8 protein-coding genes (1 of these 8 only partly in view) are annotated in these 22,242 nt (G+C 67.5%); 2 read left to right on the top strand and 6 right to left on the bottom strand.

All coding sequences use genetic code 11. The annotated features are described in order from the left end of the window. The first annotated feature begins 93 nt into the window (after window positions 1-93). Window positions 94-510, top strand: a complete 417-nt coding sequence (locus C4K40_RS11130; protein ID WP_022643564.1) for a VOC family protein — start codon at window positions 94-96, stop codon at window positions 508-510. 168 nt (window positions 511-678) lie between these two features. On the opposite strand, the gene flgE is transcribed toward C4K40_RS11130, so the two are convergent. Beyond that, the gene (flgE, locus tag C4K40_RS11125) at window positions 679-2,019 is read right to left on the bottom strand and encodes a flagellar hook protein FlgE (protein ID WP_053138494.1); all 1,341 of its coding nucleotides are present in this window, start codon (window positions 2,017-2,019) and stop codon (window positions 679-681) included. Between the two features lie 29 nt (window positions 2,020-2,048). Next, window positions 2,049-2,750, bottom strand: coding sequence for a flagellar hook assembly protein FlgD (flgD, locus tag C4K40_RS11120; protein ID WP_053138497.1), 702 nt, complete (start codon window positions 2,748-2,750; stop codon window positions 2,049-2,051). Between the two features lie 586 nt (window positions 2,751-3,336). Between flgD and C4K40_RS11115 the strand changes: the two genes are divergently transcribed. Continuing rightward, window positions 3,337-4,116, top strand: coding sequence for a helix-turn-helix transcriptional regulator (locus tag C4K40_RS11115; protein WP_022643561.1), 780 nt, complete (start codon window positions 3,337-3,339; stop codon window positions 4,114-4,116). A 41-nt stretch (window positions 4,117-4,157) separates the two neighbouring features. Here C4K40_RS11115 and C4K40_RS11110 read toward each other — a convergent pair whose 3' ends face one another. The 4 genes from C4K40_RS11110 to C4K40_RS11095 form a co-directional block, all read right to left on the bottom strand. Further along, window positions 4,158-6,116: a MacB family efflux pump subunit gene (locus tag C4K40_RS11110; protein WP_053138500.1), complete on the bottom strand. Its 1,959-nt coding sequence runs from the start codon at window positions 6,114-6,116 to the stop codon at window positions 4,158-4,160. A 2-nt stretch (window positions 6,117-6,118) separates the two neighbouring features. Next, window positions 6,119-7,270 carry a macrolide transporter subunit MacA gene (gene macA, locus C4K40_RS11105; RefSeq protein ID WP_031321423.1) on the bottom strand — a complete coding sequence of 384 codons (1,152 nt, stop codon included), beginning with the start codon at window positions 7,268-7,270 and terminating at the stop codon, window positions 6,119-6,121. A gap of 159 nt (window positions 7,271-7,429) precedes the next feature. Further along, window positions 7,430-22,108 carry a non-ribosomal peptide synthetase gene (locus C4K40_RS11100; RefSeq protein ID WP_124421293.1) on the bottom strand — a complete coding sequence of 4,893 codons (14,679 nt, stop codon included), beginning with the start codon at window positions 22,106-22,108 and terminating at the stop codon, window positions 7,430-7,432. Continuing rightward, a protein-coding gene (locus C4K40_RS11095) for a non-ribosomal peptide synthetase (RefSeq protein WP_124421292.1) crosses the window boundary here: on the bottom strand, window positions 22,105-22,242 show its final stretch. It continues 12,960 nt past the right edge of the window; only the last 138 of its 13,098 coding nucleotides appear in the window; its start codon lies off the right edge, out of view — the gene reads right to left on this strand; the stop codon is at window positions 22,105-22,107. Before C4K40_RS11095 ends, C4K40_RS11100 begins: the two co-directional genes overlap by 4 nt.

The raw sequence follows: 22,242 nt of genomic DNA, 5'->3' as shown, positions 1-22,242 counted from the left end.
CGCGTTCGGCGCTTTGCTATGCAGTATCCACCGATGCCGCCAAGGCTGTCGGTTTCTCCAGGGTCCGCCCTGGCCGCACAAGGAAAGTACGCGATGAAGATCAATCCCTACCTGGTATTCAACGGCGATTGCCGGGCCGCCTTCACCTTCTATGCCCAGTGCCTGAACGGCACCCTGGAAATGATGCTGACCTTCGGCGAGAGCCCGGCCCGCGACCAACTGCCGGCCAACTGCCACGCCCTCATCATGCATACCCGGCTCAATGTCGGCGACCAGGTGCTGATGGCCTCGGACAGCACCCCGGACCTGCCCTACGCCGGCATCCGGGGTTGCTCCATCGCGTTGAACATCGACAACGCCGCCGAAGCCGAACGGGTATTCAATGCCCTGCTCGAGCAAGGCAGCGTCCGCATGCCCCTGGAGGAAACGTTCTGGGCCGAGCGTTTCGGCATGCTGGAAGACAGGTTCGGGGTGTCGTGGATGGTCAACTGCGAAAAAAAGAGCCATTGACCCGCAGCGCCATCGGCTGCGCTGGCGACCAGTGGCGCGCAACGCCCTGAAAGGAGGGGGCCCAGGGAGCAGGCCCCTTGTTCGTGGCCCATCCCAGGGGCGAAACCCTGCACCCAATCCGCGAACCGGGTGCAGGGGCCCTTGCAGGCCACGGCACCCGGATCAGTATCAAGTCATCTGCATGGTGGTCTGCATGATGCTGTTCTGGGTGGAGATGATCTTGGCGCTGGCCTGGTAGTTACTCTGGGCCTTGATCAAGTTCACCAACTCGTTGGTCAGGTTGACGTTGGACTCCTCCAGGGCACCCGACACCACGGCGCCCAGCGTGCCGGTTTTCGGCGCATCGTAGCCAGGAATGCCCGAGGCGAAGGTTTCCCTCCACTGGGTGCCACCTACCGGCTGCAGGCCCTGTTCGTTGGTAAAGCTGGCCAGGGAAATCTGGCCGATCGCCCTGGTCTGCTCGTTGCTGAAGCTGGCCATCAGCACGCCGTTGCCATCGATGGTCAGGCTGGCGATCTGGCCGGTGGAATAGCCATTCTGGGCAATGACCGAGCGGTTGGTTTCACCGGACACCGAGCCGGTTCTGGTCATGTCGATATTGACGCCCTTGGGCGCGGCCTTGGCCCCGTTAGGGGTGAACACACCCTTGGTCACGGTGCCGGGAGTCCAGGCGTCGGCCGCCATGACGATCTTGTTGCCCTCCACCGTGAACTGGCTGGCGGAGGCAGGCGTGGGCGGCGTGAGGGACTGCAGCTTGCCCGAGGCATCGAACTTCATGGTGATCGGGGCCTGGTTGTTCATGCTGAAGGCCGTGCCATCCGGGTTGCGCCCATTGACCAGGGTGTAGGTCTGCCAGGTGTTGGGGCCGGTCTTGATCATGTACTGGTCCATGACATGCTTGTTGCCCTGGGTGTCATAGATCGGCGTGCTGAACTGCTTGGTGTAGGTGGTGTTATCACTGGGATTGAACACATAAGCCGGAGACTTGGCCGCGGTATCTATGACCTTGGCGTTGGAGTCCAGGTTGATGGTCGAGGAGATCGAATCGGTGGGCTTGGGCGCCAGGTTCGAAGTATCGATCCGCAGGTCGGTCAGCACACCGTTGATGATCTTGCCGTTGGCATCCACCCCATAACCTTGCAAGCGGGCGGTGCCGTCGCTGTTGGTGATGTAGCCCTCCTTGTCGGTCCGGAAGTTGCCGGCACGGGTGTAAGTCAGGGAGCCATTGCTGTTGAGCACGAAGAAGCCCTGGCCCTGGATCCCCACGTCCAGCACGTTGCCGGTGTTGTTGATGTCGCCGTTGGTGAACTGCTGGGAAACGTTGGCCAGGCGCACACCGTTGCCCACGACCCGGGCGCCGCTGCCCAGCTTGGTGGCCGAGTACACGTCGGCGAACTCCGCACGGGAGAACTTGAATCCCTTGGTCGCAACGTTGGAGATGTTGTTCCCGGTCACGTCCAACTGTTTATTCGCTGCAAAGAGCCCGCTAAGGCCGATATTGAAAGACATGTTCCACTCCTTTATGCCGTTATCCGGCGCTAGATACCTATGGTTCTTATTTTGGAGAGGCCAATCGGGTTGCTGATGCCCGCCAGGTTCAACATCAACTCGCCACCGGTCTGGCTGACGGTGACGCTGTTGACCCTGGCCGGCAGGTAAGTGACCAGGGATGTGCCCTTGCCATCGATGGTGGTACTGGCCTTGAAGGTGTAGGTGCCAGGCGGGGCCTTGGTGCCATCGGCCCTGGTGCCGTCCCAGACGAAGCTGGCGTTGCCGGCCTTCTGGTTGCCCAGCTCGAGAGTCTTGACCGTCTTGCCGTCCTTGTCGGTGATGGTCACGGTGACCGACTTCACACCAGATGGAACAGCCACCGAGCCGGTCATGCTCTTGCTGGTGTCGACCAGGGTGGTACCGGTCTGGACCACGACCGAACGGCCTATCAAGGATGAGGCCAGCAAGGTCTGGGACGACTTGTAGGAACCGGCGATGGCGCTCACCGAGTTGTTGAGGGTGGTGATGCCTTCCAGGGTCGAGAACTGGGCCAACTGGGCCACGAACGAACTGTTGTCCTGGGGATCCAGCGGGTTCTGGTTGTTCAGCTGGGTCACCAACAGCTTGAGAAACGCATCCTTGCCCAGCGATTGCCTGCCCGGCGCGCCATTGGCGGGGTTGGCTTCAGGGGCGTCTCTGGTCTTTCTCGGCGAGAGGGCCGCAGAGCTGGGAACATCGCTAATACCCATGGGAATGACCTCCTAATGCACTGATAGAGGTTCGGGGCTTTTTGCCCCTTTTGGTTTTTCGTTTCAGCGCTTGGGCATCAGCAATCTGTGTGCCAGGCAAGCCAATGCGGTAAATCAAGGCTTCGGCGCTGGCGGGCAGGCGGCAAGCTGCAGGAAGCGGCAAGAACTTGCCGCCAAATATCGGAAATTTCGCCAATAATCAGCGATTATCGGAAAAATCCTACATCATCGATAAGAATAAACAACCTCACTCTTCAGGCAGAGCGAACCGCCCTGGAAGCCCGGCAAGGTTCAGGTTCGGCAGAACGCCAAGATGGGCATAACTCTTGTGCCGGCAAGGCCCGATCGAAAAAATTTTTACCCCCGGCAAAAAGCCGCGATCCCCCCGCCAGCCGGCGCCTTGCGGGCAGTACGGCGGTCTAGGTCGCGGACTTTTGCGCAACTTCATCAAACGGCCACCGAATCCCTGTACTAGGATACGAAGCGCCCTTTGGTCGATCTGCATGAAACAGGAGTTAAACAGGCAGTCGACCAAACCCGTTGCTATAAGGCAGCCCTTCCACACTTCACATTCATGGATGAAATGATGAACTCACAAGCACTGTTCCCCCATATCGGCAAGGTCATCGCCAGCACCGGCAGCCGCCGTTTTCCACGCATGCTGCACGACCTGATCCTCACCCAGCTGGCGGTGGACGCCACCCATATCACCCAGCTGCGGGCAGATCCGGAACAGGCCAGCGAAGGTCATCGGCGCAGTGCCGTGCACCACCGCCATCCCCTGCACGACAAGCCGGCCAACGACGATCCGCTGCTGCGCGCGGCCTTTCCCGAGCAGAGCGCCGAGTCCGGCCCCGCCCTCCTGCGGCGCCGTGGCCCCGGCAAGGACACGGCACAGCTGCACCTGACCGTCCGCAAGGATGCCTACCAGTACGTGCTCTCGGTGTACCGCAGCAACCAGGCCCGCAGTTTCTCGCCCCAGGAACGCCTGCTGCTCGAAGACTTCTCGCCGCTGCTGCTGCCCATGGTGGAAAAGCACATCAGCGCCCTGCAGCCCCGCGGCCAGGACGGCGAGCAGGACAACACCGCCGTCGAGGGCCTGGAGACCTTGCGCCTGCGTTTCGCCGACCGCCTGGCGCAGTCTGGCCTGAGCCTGTCCAACCGCGAGATGGAAGTCTGCGTCGGCCTGCTGGCCGGGCGCACCGCGCCACAGCTGGCCGAGCAGTGCCAGCTCAAGGTCAACACCGTCGAGAGCTACCTCAAGCGCGCGGCGATCAAGCTGGGCATCAGCGGCCGGCACTCGCTGCTGCGCTGGATGTACTCGCCCCAGGAAGCCGCCGCGCCGGTCGCCGCCAACGCCGAGTAAAGCCACCGCGGCGCCGGTGTCCGGCGCCGCGCCGCCCGGCGTCAATCCCGGGCCAGGGCTTCGATCGGATCCAGGCGCGCCGCGTTGCGCGCCGGGACGAACCCGAAGACCACCCCGATCAGCGTCGAGCAGGCGAACGCAGTAATGATCGAGCCCATGGAGAACACCATCTCCCACTCCTTGATGAACAAGGTGAACAGGTAGCCGATGGCGAAGGACAGGGCGATGCCGATGGCGCCACCGATCAGGCAGACCATCACCGCCTCCACCAGGAATTGCTGGCGGATGTCCGACTGCCGCGCCCCTACCGCCATGCGAATGCCGATCTCGCGGGTGCGCTCGGTGACCGACACCAGCATGATGTTCATCACCCCGATGCCGCCCACCAGCAGGGAAATCACCGCGATCAGCGATAGCAACAGCGCCAGCGAGCGGCTGGTGCGCTGCACCGTCTGCATGATGCTGTCCAGGTTGTTGGTGAAGAAATCCTTGGTGCCGTGGCGCTGCTCCATGAGCTTCTTGACGTGCTCCTCCACCACCTTGCTCGGCTGGCCGTCCTTGATCTTCACGCTGATGCTGTCCAGGTGGCGCTGGCCCAGCACCCGCCCGGCGGCAGTCTCGTAGGGCACCCAGACGTTGAGCAGGTTGGCCGCGGTGAACAGGTTCTTGTTCTCGGCGGTGACGCCGATCACCGTGCACGGCAGGTTGCCCACCAGGATCACCTGCCCCAAAGGATCGACATCCGGGCCGAACAGGCGATTGCGGGTGTTGTGGTCGATGACCACCACCTGGGCCTGGCGTCGGGCGTCGTTCTCGCTGAAGGCGATGCCGGCGGCCAGCTTGATGTCGCGGACCTTGAAGTACAGGTGGCTGACGCCGTTGACCGTGGCATTGAGGTCGATGTTGCCGTAGCGCAACAGCAGGCTGCGGCCGACCATCGGCGTGGCGCTGTCGACGTAGTACAGCTGGTTCAGGGCGGTGACGTCGGCGGGCATCAGGGTCTGGATCCCCGCCGCCCGGCTGTCGCCGAAGCTGGCCCCGGGAAAGATGTCGATGGTGTTGCTGCCGATCGCCTGGATGTCCTTGAGCACATAGCGCTTGGCGCCCTCGCCGATGGCCACGATGGACACCACCGAGGTGATGCCGATGATGATCCCGAGCATGGTCAGCAAGGTGCGCATGCGGTGCGAGACCAGCGCCACCCAGGCCATCACGAAGGCCTCCTTGAACAGCCCCAGGCTGGCCACCAGGCGCCGGCCCGCAGCCGCGCGGGCGCTCACCTGCGGCGGCGCCTCTAGCTCCTGCGGCGGCCTTGGGTTGGTCCGGTCGCTGACGATCTCGCCGTCGCGCACTTCGATGATGCGCTCGGCATTGGCCGCCACCTTGGGGTCGTGGGTGACGATGATCACCGTGTGCCCGGCGGCGTGCAGCTCCTGGAGAATGCGCATCACCTCCTTGCCGCTGCTGGTGTCCAGGGCCCCGGTAGGTTCGTCGGCGAGGATCACCTCGCCGCCGTTCATCAGCGCCCGGGCGATGCTCACCCGCTGCTGCTGGCCCCCGGACAGCTGGTTGGGCCGGTGCTCCAGGTGCCCGGCCAGGCCCAGGCGCGCCAGCAGCTCGCGAGCCCGGCCATGGCGCCGGGCCAGGGGACTGCCGGCGTAGATCGCCGGGATCTCGACGTTGTGCATGGCGTTGAGGTGGGGCAGCAGGTGGTAGCGCTGGAAGATGAAGCCGAAATAATCGCGGCGCAGTTCCGCCAGGGCCTGGTCGTCCAGATCGCGGGTTTCCCGGCCATTGACCTGGTAGCTGCCGGCCGTGGCGTAGTCCAGGCAACCGAGGATGTTCATCAGGGTCGACTTGCCCGAGCCCGAGGCGCCGGTGATGGCCACCATCTCCCCGGCCTCGATGCACAGGTCGATGTTCTTCAGCGCCAGGAACTCACGCTCGCCGGCCTTGAAGCTGCGGCTGATGCCCTTGAGCTGCAACAGTGGCTGGGTCATGGTCAGGCCCCCGCCGTGCCGGACAACGGATCACCGATCACCACCTTGTCGCCCTCGGCCAGGCCGTCCTTGACCTGCACCTTGACGTTGTTGTTGATCCCGGTGCTGATGTTGCGCGACTGGGCCTGGCCCTTGGCATCCAGCACCCGGACCGCGAAGCTGCCGTCGGCATTGCGCGGGCCTAAGGCCGCCACCGGCACCATCAGCACATCCTTGGCGGTGTCCAGGACGATGCGCACCTGGGCGGTCATGGAGATGCGCAGGCGGTGGTCGGGGTTGGGCACATCGAACAGCGCGTTGTAGAACACCGCGGTGTTCTGCTTGGGGGTACCGGCCGGCTGGGTTTCGAGAAAGTTCTGCGGCGCCGGTTCCGTGCCCCGCAGCTTGGCGTAGTAGCGCTTCTCGGATTCGCCGAGGATGGTGAAGTACACCTGCTGGCCGGGGCTGATGTGGATCACGTCGGCCTCGGACACCTGGGCCTTGACGGTCATGGTGTCCAGGTCGGCGAGTTTGAGCAGCACCGGCGCCAGCTGGTTGGCGATCACAGTCTGGCCTTCCTGGGTCACGATCCCCACCACGTCGCCGTCGATGGGCGCGACGATGCGGGTGTAGGCCAGGTTGACCTTGGCCGTGTCGATCTGGATCTGCGCGCTCTTGATCTGCGCGTCCAGGGACATCAGGGTGGCGCGCTGCACCTCGTAGTTGGACTCGGAGGTATCGAAGTCCTGCTTGGAGATCGAGGCGTCCGTCTGCAGCTCGCCATAGCGCTCGTAGATGGCCTTGGTTTCCTTGAGCTGGGCAGCGGTGGCACGGCGCTTGGCCTGCAGGTTTTCCTCGTCCACCTCGGCCTGGCGCAGGGTGTTGCGCAGGACCAGGGGGTCGATCTCCGCCAGCCACTGGCCCTTCTTCACCTTGTCCCCGACCTTGACCTTGAGGGACTTCAATTGCCCGGAGACCTGGGCGCCGACATCCACCTGCTTGATGCCTTCCAGCAGCCCCGAGGCCAGCACCGCGTTCTCGATGTCGCCCCGTTCGACGATGGCGGTCAGGTACTGCGGCGGCTGTGCCGGCGCGCGCACCGTATAGAAAATCAATCCGGCCACGACCACCAGCAACAGCCCCATACCGATTTTGCGAAACTTCGACTTTTCCATAGATGACCACGAGTACGTTGAGGGTTGGCGGCGCCGGCCAGCGGCGCGCCCCCTGGCGGGACACCGTGTTGCCGTGATGAGCGGTGTCCCAGGTGGATGAAAGGTCCTATCCGGCCGCCGGCGGGCACCCGCCCGCCGCCAGCCTGGTCGTCCCTGGCGTCATGACACGACCTCCTCCCGGGGCAGCGCCAGACCGTCCTGCCACCAGGCCGCCAGGTGCCGCACATTGGGTGCCTTGAGCAGGCTGAAGTGGTTGCCCGGGGCGTACCACACGCCCAACTCGCCCACCAGGCCGCGCCAGCCCTGGATCATGTCCTGCTGTTCCCGACGGTTGCCGGCGGCGTCCAGCACCGGGTCGTCGGCCAGCACCAGGCGCACCCGTCCAGGGTAGCCATCCCCGGGCCGGTAGCAGGTGCGCAGGGCCGTGGCGAAGGTCCGCGCCGGGCCATGCATGGCCCGGGGGTCGGCACGCTGGGACAGCAGGCCGATGCGCACCATGCCCGCGTGCAACTGGCGCATCTGTGCGGCGTCATCCGCGGCGGCAAAACCCTCGGCATCGATACCCATGTCGCGACCGGCGGACAACTGCATGGATTCGATCAGGCGTTGCAGCGCCGCCGTGGTGGTATAGGGCCGTCCCACCAGGCCCGTTCCGCCTGGGGCCTGGCTGTCGAGCAGGGTCAGGGACGCCACGTCGCGGCCGGCGGCCTGCAACAGCGTGGCCATCTCGAACGCCACCCAGCCGCCGAAGGAGTGGCCGATCAGGTGCAGCGGCCCGCTCGGGTGCTGCTCCTTTATCGCTTGCAGGTAATGCCTGGCCGCCACCTCCACCTGGCCATGGGGCGCATCGTTGCCATCCAGGCCCCGGGCCTGCAGGCCGAAGATCGGCCAATCCGGCCCCAGGGCCTCGGCCAGGCCGATGAAGCCGGTAATGCTGTCGCCGGCTCCGGGCACGCAGAAGATCGGCACCTGCCCGGCACGCCCACCCTGGATCCGCAGCAACGGCTGGTGGGCCTGGCCGGCACGGGCGGCCAGCCTCGGAGCCTGCTCCAGGGCCAGGCCCATGGCCTGCCCCAAGGCCTGGACATGGGGCGGCTGCATCATGCTCAGGTGGTCGCCGGGAACGCTGATGCAATGCAACTGCTCCACCGCCAGCACTTCACCCCAGCCCAGGGTCGGGCTGCGCCGGGACAGTTCGGTGGGTCGTTCGGCGGCGCAGAACAGATGCACCGGCACACCGATCGGATGCAACCGGTAATGGGCCAGCGCATGCCCATGGGCCACCTCGCGATCCAGGTACTGCCACAACTGCTCGGGGTTGGCCGCCTCCAGCTGGTCGAACAACAGGCGCTGATCGCGCAGGCAGTGCAGCAAGGCCGCGAAATCGAGGCCGTCGAGCTGTCCGCGCAATCGCTCCAAAGCCGCCAGCGCCACGCTGCCGGCCTCGCCCTGGGCGCTCCAGTAGGCCTGGCACTGCAACAGCAAGTGCTGCTGGTGGGCATCGGCGCCGGACCAGCGCGCCTTGCCCTGGTCGGTCAGGCGCGGCACGTAGCTGTCGATCAGGCCGAGGAACTCCACCTGCTGATCCAGCCCGAGCAGTTGCTGGGCGATTTCATAGGCCAGCACACCCCCGAACGACCAGCCGGCGATACGGTACGGACCCTCGGGCTGGGCCTCGCGCAAGACCTGCACCAAACGCGTGGCCAGGCATTCCAGGGTGCGCAGTTGCGGCTGGCCGAGGGCGATGCCGGGCAGGCCATAGATGGGGAAATCCCCCGGCAGATGTTGCCCCAGCACCGGGAAGTACAGGTCCAGCCCGGTGAACTCGTGCACCAGGAACAACGCCGGCCCACTGCCGCAGCGGATCGGTACCAGCTCCAGGGCCGGCGCCGCGCCACGCTCCTCCAGCAGCCGCGCCATGGCGGCCACGCTGGCGTGCTGGAACAGGTCCGCCAGGCCCAACTCGAAACCCGCCTGCTGCAGGCGGTTGACCAGCTGGATCGCCAGCAGCGAGTGCCCGCCCTGCTCGAAGAAATGCTCGTGGCGCCCCACCTGGGGCATGTGCAGGACCTGGGCCCAGTGCTCGGCCAACGCTTGCTCCAGGGGCGTGCGTGGCGCCTCGTAAGTACTGCTGGCCCGGGTTTCGGGCCCCGGAGCCGGCAGCGCCTTGCGATCCAGCTTGCCATTGGCGGTCAACGGCAACGTCTCCAGGCAGACATAGGCCGGCGGCACCATGTACTCCGGCAACCGCTCCAGTAGGTACTCGCGCAACATCTCGCTGGTTGGCGGCAGCTGCCCTGCATTGACGCTGTAGTAGGCCACCAGGCGCTTGTCTCCGGGCTCGTCCTCGCGCACCAGGACCACGGCGTCGCGCAGCCCGGCAAAACTCGCCAGGCAGGCCTGGATCTCCCCCGGTTCGATGCGAAAGCCACGGATCTTCACCTGCTCGTCATTGCGGCCGATGCACTCCAGCACGCCGTTCTCCAGCCAGCGTCCCAGGTCGCCGGTACGGTACATCCGGGCCTCGGGCTCGCTGCTGAACGGGTCGTGGAGGAAGCGTTCGGCGCTCAACTCGGGGCGATTCAGGTAGCCCAGGGCCACGCCGTCGCCACCGATCACGATCTCGCCCGCGACCCCGATGGGCAGCGGCTGCTGGTGGGCGTCGAGGATGTACACCTGGGTGTTGGACAGCGGTCGGCCGATGGGCACGCTGTCAGCAGCTTCCGGCAGCTCTCCGGGCTCGTGGGTGACGGCGAAGGTGGTGGTCTCGGTCGGGCCGTAGCCATTGACCAGGCGCAGCCCCGGCGCCTGGGCCTGCATCCGCCGGAACGCCGTGGCATCCGCCCGCTCGCCGCCACACAGGAGCATGCGCAGGCCCTTGAGGGCCTGGGGGATCAACTGCACGTACTGGTTGAACAGGCTCGTGGTGAGGAACAGCAGCGTCACGCCAGAAGCTTGCAGCAGTTGGGCGAACGCCGGCGGGTCGAGCAGGGTCTGCTGGTCCACCACCACGACCCGGCCACCGTTGAGCAGCGGGCCCCAGACGTCCATGGTGCTGGCGTCGAAGGCCGGGTTGGAGGCGAACGCCACCCGGTCATCGGCGTTGAAGTCGGCGTAGCCGTTGTTGATCACCAGGCGGGTGATGGCCCGGTGCGGCACCCTTACGCCCTTGGGCTCGCCGGTGGAACCGGAGGTGTACATGATGTATGCCACCGCCGCGCTGGAGGCTTCCAGGTCCGGGTTATGCCCCGGCAGGCGATCGAAGCGCAGGCGGTCCAGGTCCACCCGTTGCGGCGCGCCGTCCAGTGGCTGGTCGCTGTGGGCCAGCAGCACCAGTGCCTGGCTGTCGGCCAGCATGAAGCCCAGGCGTTCGGCCGGAGCATGGATGTCCAGCGGCACGTAGGCCGCGCCGCACTTGCTGACCGCCAACTGGCTGGCCAGCAGGTCCAGGCTGCGGGGCAACAGCAAGGCCACGTTGGCCCCCGGCCGCACCCCCAGTTCCAGCAGGTGGTGGGCCAGCTGGTTGGCCCGGGCATTGAGCCGGGCATAGCTGAACACCTCCTGGCCATGCACCGCCGCTACCTGTTGCGGCCGCTCCCGCACCTGCTCCTCGAAACGCTGGTGCAGGGCCTGCTGGCGTGGGTAGTCGCGGGCGGTGGCGTTGAACTCCACCAGCACCCGCTGGTGCTCGGCCTGCGGCAGCACCGCGACTTGGCCGATGGCCAGCTCCGGGGTCTGCTCCAGGGCCTGCAGCAGGTTCTCCAGGGTGCACTGCAGGTACTGGCAGATACGCTGGGCATCGACCCCGGCGGCCACCGCCGTGAGCAGGAAACCATCGCCCAGGTCGTCGACGCTCAGGGTCAGGGGATAGTTGCTGCGCTCCTGTGCGTTGAGCAGTTGCATGCCTTCCCAGGCCTCTGCGGCCGAAGCCGCCGCGGGCGCACTGTGCCGGTAGTTGAGCAAGCTGCTGAACAGCGGCGTGCCCGGCTCCACCCCGCTGCAACGCTGGACCAGGGCCAGGGGCGCCTGCTCGTGGCCTAGCAGTTGCGCCAGGCGCTCATGGGTGGCCAGCAGCGCCTCGCGTACCGGCACCTGGCCCAGGTCGACCCGCAGCGGCAAGGTATTGATGAACACCCCCAGGGCGTGTTCAGCGCCCTCGCCGCCCTGCATCCGGCCCAGCAGCACGGTGCCGAACACCACCTGCTGCTGCGCCGCCAAGCTGCCCAGCACTCGGCCCCAGGCCAGGTGCATCAGGCTTGCGGCACTGACCCCCAGTTGCCGCGCACGCTCGCGCAGGCGCCGGGCCAGCAGTCGGTCCAGAGGCAAGCGCGCCTCGCTGAGTGCCACCTCGCCCCCTGGCGCTTCCTGCAAGCCCAGGGGCAGGGTCGGTTGCTGGATATCCCCCAGCATCTGGCGGAAGAACGCCTCATGCTCGGCCTCGCCCATGCCCAGTCGCGCCTGGGCCACGTAGTTGCGATAAGGCACCGCCGCTGCCAGGCGCTCCTGGCGCCCCAGGAGAAAAGCCTGCAGCTCGTGCTGCAGCACTTCCAGGGCGACGTGATCCATCACCAGGTGATGGAACAGCAACAGCGCCACCACCCGTCCGTGGTCCGGGTCCAGCGCATGCACCAGGCGCAGCAACGGCGCCTGGGCGATATCCAGGCGGTAGCGACGGCTGTCGAACCGTGCCTGCAACTGCTCCAGCACCGGCCCTTGGGCGGCGTCCAGCACCAGCTCTTCACAAACCAGCGGCGCCTCGCGCCAGACCACTTGCAGCGGCTGTTCCAGGCCCTCCCACAGCACCGCGCTGCGCAGGATGTCATTACGTTCGATCACCCCCTGCAAGGCCTTGGCGAAGGCTTGCAAGCGCCCGGCACTGTCGAAGGCGAACTGCGCCTGGAGCACATAGGGATCGCCCTGGCCTGCGGCCAGGTGGTGATAGAGAATGCCCGCCTGCAACGGCGCCAGCGGGTAGATGTCCTGGACGTTGGCGGTGCCCCCGGGCACCGTGGCCACGACCCGGTCGATGGCCGCCTGGTCCAGTTCGATCAACGGCAACAGTGGCGGGGTGATGCGCGGGCAATCGCGGTAGATCAGGTTCTGCGGTACCTGTACCTCGCGACCACGGCCCACGGCAGCGGCCAGGGCCGCCAGGGTCGGCTGGCCGAACAGCACCCGCACATCCGCCGACAAACCGGCCCGGCGCATGCGCCCGATCAGGTTCACCGCCAGCAGCGAGTGCCCGCCCAGTTCGAAGAAGTGATCGTGGCGCCCCACCCGCTCGACGTTGAGCAGCTCGGCCCACAACTGCGCCAGCAGGATCTCGGTGTCGCCCACCGGCGCCTCGTACTCGCGCACCAGCGCCGCTTCCAGCCCCGGCGCCGGCAGCGCCTTGCGCTCCAGCTTGCCGTTGGGGCTCAGGGGCAGCGCATCCAGGTGCACGAACAGCGCCGGCACCATGTAGTCCGGCAGGTGCTCCAGCAGCGCCTGGCGCACCTGCTCCACGGGCAACTTCGCGTGCCCGGCGGCGCTGGTGTAGTAGGCCACCAGGCGCTTGTCCCCAGGCACGTCCTCGCGGGCCAGGACCACCGCTTCCTTGATGCCTTCGAGCTGGGTCAGGCGCGCCTGGATTTCCCCCAGCTCGATGCGCAGGCCACGGATCTTCACCTGGTCGTCGTTGCGCCCCAGGTACTCGATATTGCCGTCAGCGAGATAGCGCCCCAGGTCGCCGGTGCGGTACATGCGCGCGCCTGGTTGATCACTGAACGGGTCGTCGACAAAACGCTCGGCGGTCAGTTGTTCGCGGTTGAGATAACCACGGGCCACCTGCACCCCGGCGATGAACAGCTCGCCCACCACCCCCAAGGGCACCGGCTGCAATTGCGCATCCAGCAGGTACAGGCGGGTGTTGGCGATCGGCTTGCCGATGGGCGTGTTGTCCGGGGTGGTGTCCAGCGGGCCGGTGCAATCCCAGGCCGTCACGTCCACTGCCGCTTCGGTGGGGCCATACAGGTTGTGCAGGGCAACGTTGGGCAACTGCTGCTTGAAGCGCCGCACCAGGCTGCCCGGCAGCGCCTCGCCGCTGCACATCACCTGGCGCAGGCTGGCGCACTCGCGGGTCTCGCCATAGGCCAGGAACACGTCGAGCATCGAGGGCACGAAATGCAGCGTGGTGATGTTTTCCCGGGCGATCACCTGACGCAGATAGGCCGGGTCCTTGTGCCCTTCGGGGCGGGCCATCACCAGGCGGGCGCCGGTGAACAGCGGCCAGAAGAACTCCCACACCGACACGTCGAAGCTGAACGGGGTTTTCTGCAATACCGCGTCGCCGCTGGTGAGCCGGTACCGCTCCTGCATCCACAGCAGGCGGTTGACCACCGCCCGATGCTCGTTCATCGCGCCCTTGGGCTGGCCAGTGGAACCGGAGGTGTAGATCACGTAGGCCAGGTGCCGCGGCGTGAGCCCATCGAGACGTGGATTGACCCGCGGCTGGCGGCTCCATAGCGCCTGCCCGAGGTCCACCAGCGGCACGCCGGGGTCGCCCAGCAGGCCCAGGGTCGCGCCGTCGGCCAGTACCGCCAGCGGTGCGCTGTCCTTAAGCATGTAGGCGATGCGCTCGGCCGGATAGGCCGGATCGATGGGCACATAGGCGCCCCCGGCCTTGAGGATCGCCAGCAGGCCCAGCACCATGTCGACGCTGCGCTCGACGCAGATCGCCACCCGCTGGTCCGGGCCGACGCCCAGTTGCAGCAAGTGCCCGGCCAACTGGTTGGCCTGCTGGTTCAGCTGGCGATAACTCAAGCGCTGCTCGCCGGCCTGTACCGCCAGCGCCTCGGGGCTGCGCAGCACCTGGGCTTCGAACAACCCGTGCAGGGTCTGTTCCAGCGGGTAGTCGCGGGCCGTGGCGTTGAAGCCTTCGAGCAACTGCCAACGCTGCTCCCGGTCCAGCAACGGCACCTGTTCCAGGAGCATCTGGTCGTCGCTCACCATGGCCTGCAGCACCCGCTGCAGATAGCCGACATAACGCTGCATGGTGGCCTCGTCGAACAGCGCCGTGGCGTATTCCAGGGTTCCTTCGATATGGTCCTGGACCTCCCCCAGGTTCAGCGACAGGTCGAACTTGGCGAAATGGCTGGGCTCGTGGACCCCCTCCAGGCGCAAGTCACCCAGCACCAACTGCGGGGCATCGCCGTTCTGCCAGGTCATCAGCGTCTGGAACACCGGACTGTGGGACAGGCTGCGCACAGGCCGCAGGATCTCCACCACCTGCTCGAACGGCAGGTGCTGGTGGGCCTGGGCTTCGAGGGTGCGGGCGCGGACCTGGGCCAGCAATGCCTCGATGCGCGGCGCGCCAGCCAGGTCCACGCGCACCGCCAGGGTGTTGACGAACAAGCCGATCAAGCCTTCGACCTCGGCCCGCATGCGGTTGGCCACGGGGGTGCCGATCACCACCTCGGCCTGCCCCGACAGGCGCCCGAGCAACAGTGCCCAAGCGCTCATCAAGGTCATGTACAGGGTGCTGCCATGGCGTTGGCCCAAGGCCCGCAGGCTGGCGGTGAGCTGGCGGTCCAGGCGCACCGGGACGCTGCTGCCGGCGTAGTCCTGCTGGGCCGGGCGCGGCCGGTCGGTGGGCAACAGCAGCAATGGCGGCGCCCCATCCAGGGCCTGACGCCAGTAGTCACCCTGGCGTTGCAGCACCTCGCCGCTGAGCCAGCGGCGCTGCCAGTGGGCGAAGTCGCTGTACTGCAACGCCAGCGGCGGCAGGGGGTCGGGCAGGCCACGGCTGAAAGCGCCGTACAGGGCCACCAGCTCCCGGGTCAGCACCCCCATGGACCAACCATCGCTGACGATGTGGTGCAGGGTCAGCAAGAGCACATGGTGATCGTCCGCAAGGGTCACCAGGCGCCCACGGATCAGCGGCCCGCGCTCCAGGTCGAACGGCGCCGAAGCCTCGCCCTGGACCAGCGCCTGCAAGGCGTCGTCGGCCTGGGGATGGCCGCGCAGGTTTTCCACCTGCAGGCCGAGCCCGGCGTCTTGTGGGGCGATCAGTACCTCGGCCTGGTCGCCGTACTGGGCGAAGCGGCTGCGCAAGGTCTCATGCCGCGCGACGATACGCGCCAAGGCCCGTTGCAGGGCCGAGCTGTCCAGTTGCCCACGCAGGCGCAGGCCCAGGGGAATGTTGTAGGCGGTGTTGGCGCCTTCCATCTGCGCCAGGAACCACAGCCGCTGCTGGGCGAAGGACAAGGCCAGGGGCTGATTGCGCGGCGCCGGCAGCAAGTCCGGCAGGCTGCTGCGCTCGGCCCGGGCCACGGCCGCGGCCACCGCGTGCAGTTCGGCGTTGGCGAACAGGTCGCCCAGGGCCAGCTCCACCCCCAGGCTCTGGCGCACCTGGGAGAGCATGCGCATGGCCAGCAGCGAGTGCCCGCCCAGCTCGAAGAAGTGATCGTGGCGGCCAACCCGCTCCACCTGCAGCAGCTCGCTCCAGATCTGCGCCAGGGCGATCTCGTTGTCGCCCTCGGGGGCCTGGTATTCCCGGGCCAGCAGCGCGTCCAGCGCCGGCTCCGGCAGGGCCCGGCGATCGACTTTGCCGTTGGCGGTCAGCGGCAGGCTGTCCAGCCGCACGTAGGCCGCCGGCACCATGTACTCGGGCAACTGCTCCAGCAACTGCGCCCGCAACTCGGCGGGACTCGGCACCCGCTGCCCGGCAACGGTGAAATAAGCCACCAGCCGGGTCTGCCCCGGCTGATCCTCGCGGGCCAGCAATACCGCCTCCTGGATGGTCGCCAGGCGGTTCAGGCAGGTCTCGATCTCGCCCAGCTCGATGCGCACGCCGCGCACCTTGACCTGGTGGTCGTTGCGCCCCAGGTAGTCGATGCGCCCGTCCGCCAGCCAGCGCGCCAGGTCGCCGCTGCGGTACATGCGTGCCCCCGGCACTTCGCTGAACGGGTCGTCGAGGAAGCGCTCGGCGGTCAGCTCGGGACGATTGAGGTAGCCCCGGGCCACCCCGGCACCGCCCACGTACAGCTCGCCGGCGACGCCGACCGGCACCGGCTGGCGCTGCTCGTCCAGCAGGTAGATGCGCGCATTGGCCATGGGCCGGCCGATGTCCAGCACCCCGCCGGCCACCAAGGGCCCCGAGGTCGCCACCACCGTGGCCTCGGTGGGCCCGTAGTTGTTGATCACGGCAAAGGCCTGGGGCTGCTCGAAGTGGCGCAGGCGGTCGCCGCCGATCAGCAGGGTCCGCAGGGTCGGGTGCCCGGCCTGCTGGCCGAAGGCATACTCGGCCACCGGGGTCGGCAGGAAGCTCACATCCAGCGGCTGGGCCCGCCACCAGTCCAGCAACCGGTCGATGTCCTGGTGGTCGGTGCCGGCCGGCGGCAAGTGCAGGGTCGCGCCGCCGCACAGGGCCGGCCAGACCTCCCAGGCCATGGCATCGAAACCCAGCCCGGCAACGCTGGAAGTGTGCCGGCCCGGGCCCAGGTCGAAGGCCTGGCAATGCCAGTGCACCAGGTTCGCCAGGCTCTGGTGTTCCACCATCACGCCCTTGGGCTGGCCGGTGGAACCCGAGGTGTAGATCACATAGGCCAGATGCTGCGTGGTCAGCCCGGGCACCTGCGGCGCGCTGGGCGGTTGCTGCAGCCAGGCCGGATCGTCGAGGTCGACCCGCGAGAGGCCCGGGCTGGCGGCCACGGTCCGGGTCGCGCCTTGCACCAGCAGCGCCAGCGGCGCGCTGTCCTCCAGCAGGTAGGCGATGCGCTCGGCCGGATGGGCCGGGTCGATGGGCACGTAGGCGCCCCCGGCCTTGAGGATCGCCAACAAGCCCACGACCAGCTCCGGACCGCGTTCGACACAGATCGCCACCCGGCTGTCCGGGCCCACGCCCAGGCCGCGCAAGTGATGGGCCAGGCGATTGGCCCGGGCCTCCAGCTCGGCGTAGCTCAGGCGCCGGTCGCCGGCTTGCAGGGCCGTGGCCGCAGGCTGCTGCGCCGCCTGGGCGGCGAACAGCTGGTGCAGGGGCGTACCCCGGGGATAGTTGGGGCCAGCGGCATTGAAGCCTTGCAGCACCTGGTGCCGTTCGGCCTGGTCCAGCAGCGAGATCCGCGCCAGCGCTTGCTGGTCGTCGGCGACCATCGCCTGTAGCACCTGGACCAGGTAGCCGGCAAAACGCTGGGCGGTGCCGGCATCGAACAGCGCGCTGGCGTAGTCCAGGGAGCCGCGGACCTGGCCCTGGCTTTCCCCCAGGCTCAGGGTCAGGTCGAACTTGGCCACCTGGTTGGCGGCGACCACCCCTTCGAGCTTGAGCTCGCCCAGCACCAGGTCCTGGGCGAAGTCCTCGACCCAGGTCAGCACCGTCTGGAACAACGGACTGTGGGCCAGGCTACGCTGGGGCCGGACGATTTCCACCACCTGCTCGAACGGCAGGTCCTGGTGGGCCTGGGCTTGCAGGCTGCGGGCGCGGACCTGGGCCAGCAGCCCGGCCACGCTCTGCGCACCGTCCAGCTCCAGGCGCAGGGCCAGGGTGTTGACGAACAAGCCGATCAAGCCTTCGACCTCGGCGCGCATGCGGTTGGCCACCGGGGTGCCGACCACCAGGTCGTCCTGGCCGGACAGGCGTGCGAGCAACAAGGCCCACCCGGCCAGCAAGGTCATGTGCAGGGTGCAGCCATGGCGCTGGGCCAGGGCCTTGAGCTGGGCACTGAGCGACGGCTCCAGCGCCAACGGCACGCTGGCACCGCGAAAATCCTGTTGCACCGGCCGTGGTCGGTCGGTGGGCAGCATCAGCAGGGTCGGAGCCCCGGCCAGTACTCGCCGCCAGTAGTCGGCCTGTTGTTGCAGCACCTCGCCGCTGAGCCAGCGCCGTTGCCACAGGGCGAAGTCACCGTATTGCACCGCCAGGGGTGGCAGCGGGTCCGCCTGGCCTTGGCTGAAGGCGCTGTACAGGGCCACCAGCTCACGGGTCAGCACACCCATGGACCAGCCATCGGCGACGATATGGTGCAGGGTCAGCAACAACACATGGTGCTCGTCCGCCAGGCGCAGCAAACGCCCGCGGATCACCGGCCCGTGTTCCAGGTCGAAGGCTTGCGCCGCCTCGGCCTGCACCCGCTCGGCCAGGGTCAGCGGCGCATCGCCCAGGTCCTCCAGCGACAGCTCCAGGGCGCCCTCCAGCGGCCCCACCTGGACCTGGGGCTGGTCATCCACCAGGACGAAGCGACTGCGCAAGGTGGCATGCCGGGCGACGATCGCCTGCAAGGCCTGTTGCAGTGCCTGGCGATCCAGCTGCCCGCGCAGGCCCAGGCCGATGGGAATGTTGTAGGCGCTGGCGCCGCCGGCCATCTGCGCCAGGAACCACAAGCGCTGCTGGGCGAAGGACAGCGGCAGGTCCTGGTCCTGGGGCGCCGGGAAGATTTCCGGCAACTGGCTGCGCCCGCTGCGCTCCAGGACGCTGGCCAGAGCGTGCAATTCGGCATTGGCGAACAGTTCGGCCAGGGCCAGCTCCAGGCCCAGGCACTGGCGCACCAGCGAGACCATGCGCATGGCCAGCAGCGAATGCCCGCCCAGCTCGAAGAAGTGATCGTGGCGCCCCACTCGCTCCACCTGCAGCACTTCGCTCCAGATCTGCGCCAGGGTCGTTTCGACAGGCCCTTCAGGCGCCTGGTAGTGACGGCTGAACAGCGCCTGCTGGTCAGGTGCCGGCAAGGCGGTGCGGTCCAGCTTGCCATTGGCGGTCAGCGGCAAGGCCTGCAACTGCACATAGGCCACCGGTACCATGTAGTCCGGCAATTGCGCCAGCAGGTATTCGCGCAGCTCGCCCGGGGTCGGCGCCGCGAGCCCTTCGCGGACGGTGAAGTAGGCCACCAGCCGCAGGTTGCCCGGCTGGTCCTCACGGGCCAGGAGCACCGCTTCCTGGATGCCGGGAATCTGGTTGAGACGGCTCTCGATCTCGCCCAGCTCGATGCGCACGCCCCGGATCTTCACCTGGTGGTCGTTGCGTCCCAGGTATTCGATGCGCCCATCCTCGAGCCAGCGGGCCAGGTCGCCGGTGCGATACATACGCGCCCCCGGCACGGTGCTGAAGGGGTCGTCGAGGAAGCGCTCGACGGTCAACTCGGGACGATTCAGGTAGCCGCGGGCCACTCCCGCCCCGCCCACGTACAGCTCGCCGGCGACCCCGATGGGCACCGGCTGGCGGCGTTCGTCCAGCAGGTAGATCCGCGCATTGGCCATGGGCCGGCCGATATCCAGGGCGCCACCGGCCTCGACGGTGCCGGAGGTGGCCACCACCGTGGCCTCGGTGGGGCCGTAGTTGTTGACCAGGGTAAAGCTCTGCCGCTGGCCGAACTGGCGCAGGCGATCGCCGCCGATCAGCAGGGTACGCAGGCTCGGGTGCCCCAGTTGCTGGCTGAAGGCGTACTCGGCCACCGGGGTCGGCAGGAAGCTCACATCCAGCGGCTGGGCCCGCCACCAGGCGAGCAAGGCGTCGACATCCTCGGTGCCCTGGCTGGCCGGCGCCAGGTGCAGGGTCGCGCCCACGCACAAGGCCGGCCAGATTTCCCAGGCCATGGCGTCGAAGCCGAAACCGGCCAGGCTCGAGGTCTGGCTGGCGCGGCCCAGCTCGAACGCCTGGCAATGCCAGTCCACCAGGTTGCCCAGGGTCTGGTGCTCGACCATCACGCCCTTGGGCAGGCCGGTGGAACCGGAGGTGTAGATCACGTAAGCCAGGTTCCGCTCACTCAGCCCGGGCACCTCCAGGTTGTCCCCGGGCTGGTCCTGCCAGTGCCGCGGGTCGAGTTCGAGCACCGGCACCGCCAGGGCCGGCAGGCGCTGGCGCAACTCGGCCTGGACCAGCACCACCCGTGGGCTGCTGTCGTCCAGCAGGTAGTTCAGGCGTTCATCGGGATGGGCCGGATCGATGGGCACGTAGGCGCCACCAGCCTTGAGGATCGCCAGCAGGCCCACCAGGGTCTCCAGGCCCCGGCGGGCGACGATCGCCACCCGGTCGTCGGGCCGCACTCCCAGGGCCCGCAGCCGGTGGGCCAGGCCATTGGCCTGGGCATTGAGCCGGGCATAGCTCAGTTCACGACCCTGGCAGCAGGCCGCCAGCGCCTCGGGGGCATGGGCCGCCTGGGCCTCGATGCGCCGATGCAGGGGTTGGCCCCGAGGGTAGTCCCGCGTGCTGCGGTTGAAACCTTCGAGTACCTGCCGGCGTTCGCTGGCCGGCAACACCGCCAGCGCTTCCAGGGCCAGCTGCGGCTCCTGCTCCAGGGCCTGGGCCAGATGCTCCAGGGTGCACAGCAGGTAACCGAGGATCCGCCGCGGATCGACCTGGGTGCTGGCCAGCAGGGTCAGGCCGAAGTCCTCGGCGAAATCATCGATGCTCAAGGTCAGGGGGTAGTTGGTGCGTTCCTCGCTGTGCAGGGTGCTGATCCCGGCCCAGGCGGCCTGGGCCTCGGCACTGGCTCCGGCGGCGCTGTGGCGGTAGTTGAGCAAGCTGCTGAACAGCGGGGTCGGCGCACTGACTCCGCTACAGCGCTGGGCCAGGGCCAGGGCCGCATGCTCATGGCGCAAGAGACTGGTCAGGCGCTTGTGGGTGTCCTTGAGGGCCTCGGCCAGGCCCTGCCCGGCCACGTCCAGGCGAAACGGCAAGGTGTTGATGAAGATGCCCAGGGCCCGGTCGGTGGCTTCGGCGCCCTGCATCCGGCCCATCAGCACGGTGCCGAACACCACTTTGTGCTTGCCGGCCAGGGTCGCCAGCACCCGGCCCCAGGCCAGGTGGAACAGGCTCGCGGCACTGACCCCGGCCTGCCGCGCCTGGCTGCGCAGGCGCAGGCTCAGGGCGGTGGGCAGAGCCAGGCTGGCCTCCTCGATCGCCCGACCATCGCCTTGCACGTCCTGCAGGCCGAACGGCAGGGTCGGCTCGTCGACGTCCGCCAGCATCTGGCGGAAAAAGGTCTCGTGTTCTTGCTCACTGATGCCCAACCGGGCCTGGGCCACGTAGTTGCGAAACGGCAGGGCCGGGCCCAGGCGCGCGGCCTGGCCGGTGAGCAGGGCCTGCATTTCGTGGCGCACCACGTCCAGGGCGCTGTGGTCCATGGCCATGTGGTGGAACAGCAAGATGGCGACGATGCGTTGTCCGGCTTCGTCCCAGGCATGCACCAGGCGCAGCATCGGCGCCTGGCTGATGTCCAGGCGGTAGTGGCGGGCATCGAAGCGCCCTTGCAGTTGCTCCAGCACGGCGCCGCCGGCCGGGTCCGGCTCGACTTCCTGGAGGATCAGCCCGGCTTCGCGCCAGACCACCTGCATCGGTTGCGCCAGGCCGTCCCAGAGCACGGCGGTACGCAGGATGTCATGGCGGGCGATGACCCCGCGCAGGGCCTCGGCGAAAGCCTCCAGGTGCTGCGCGCTGGCGAAGGCGAACTGCGCCTGCATCACATAGGGATCGCCCAGGGTGGCGCTGACGTGGTGATAGAGGATGCCTTCCTGCAGCGGCGCCAGGGGGTAGATGTCCTGGATGTTGGCGACCCCGCCCGGCACCGTGGCGACGATGCGATCGATGGCCTGCTGGTCGAGGTTGGCCAAGGGCAGCAGGTCCGGGGTGATGCGCCGGGTCTGCGCGGTGATGCCGTTGGCCGGCACCTCGACCTGGCCGGCCTTGGCCGGCGCGTACTCACCGCTCTTGATCAGCTCGATCAACTGCGGCTTGAGCTCGCGCAGGCGCGCCAGCAAGGCCGGGTCGCTCAAGGCCTGCTTGTTGCCCTGGACCACCAGTTGGTCGTCCTTGAGCACCAGCTGGACGTCCTTTTCCTTCAGTGTCGCCAACAGTTCGATCACGCTCACAGGACGATCTCCATTCGTTCGGTAATTGCCGCGTAGCCGGCCAGGGTCGGTTGTTCGAACAACGCGCGGACATCGGCCTCCATGCCGTGTTCGCGCATCCGGCTGATCAGGCTCACCGCCAGCAGCGAGTGCCC

Source organism: Pseudomonas sp. CMR5c, assembly GCF_003850545.1.
GTDB classification, from domain to species: Bacteria; Pseudomonadota; Gammaproteobacteria; order Pseudomonadales; family Pseudomonadaceae; genus Aquipseudomonas; species Aquipseudomonas piscis.
The sequence above is the reverse complement of the archived record's forward strand: the minus strand, read 5'-3'. Positions and strand labels throughout refer to the sequence as shown.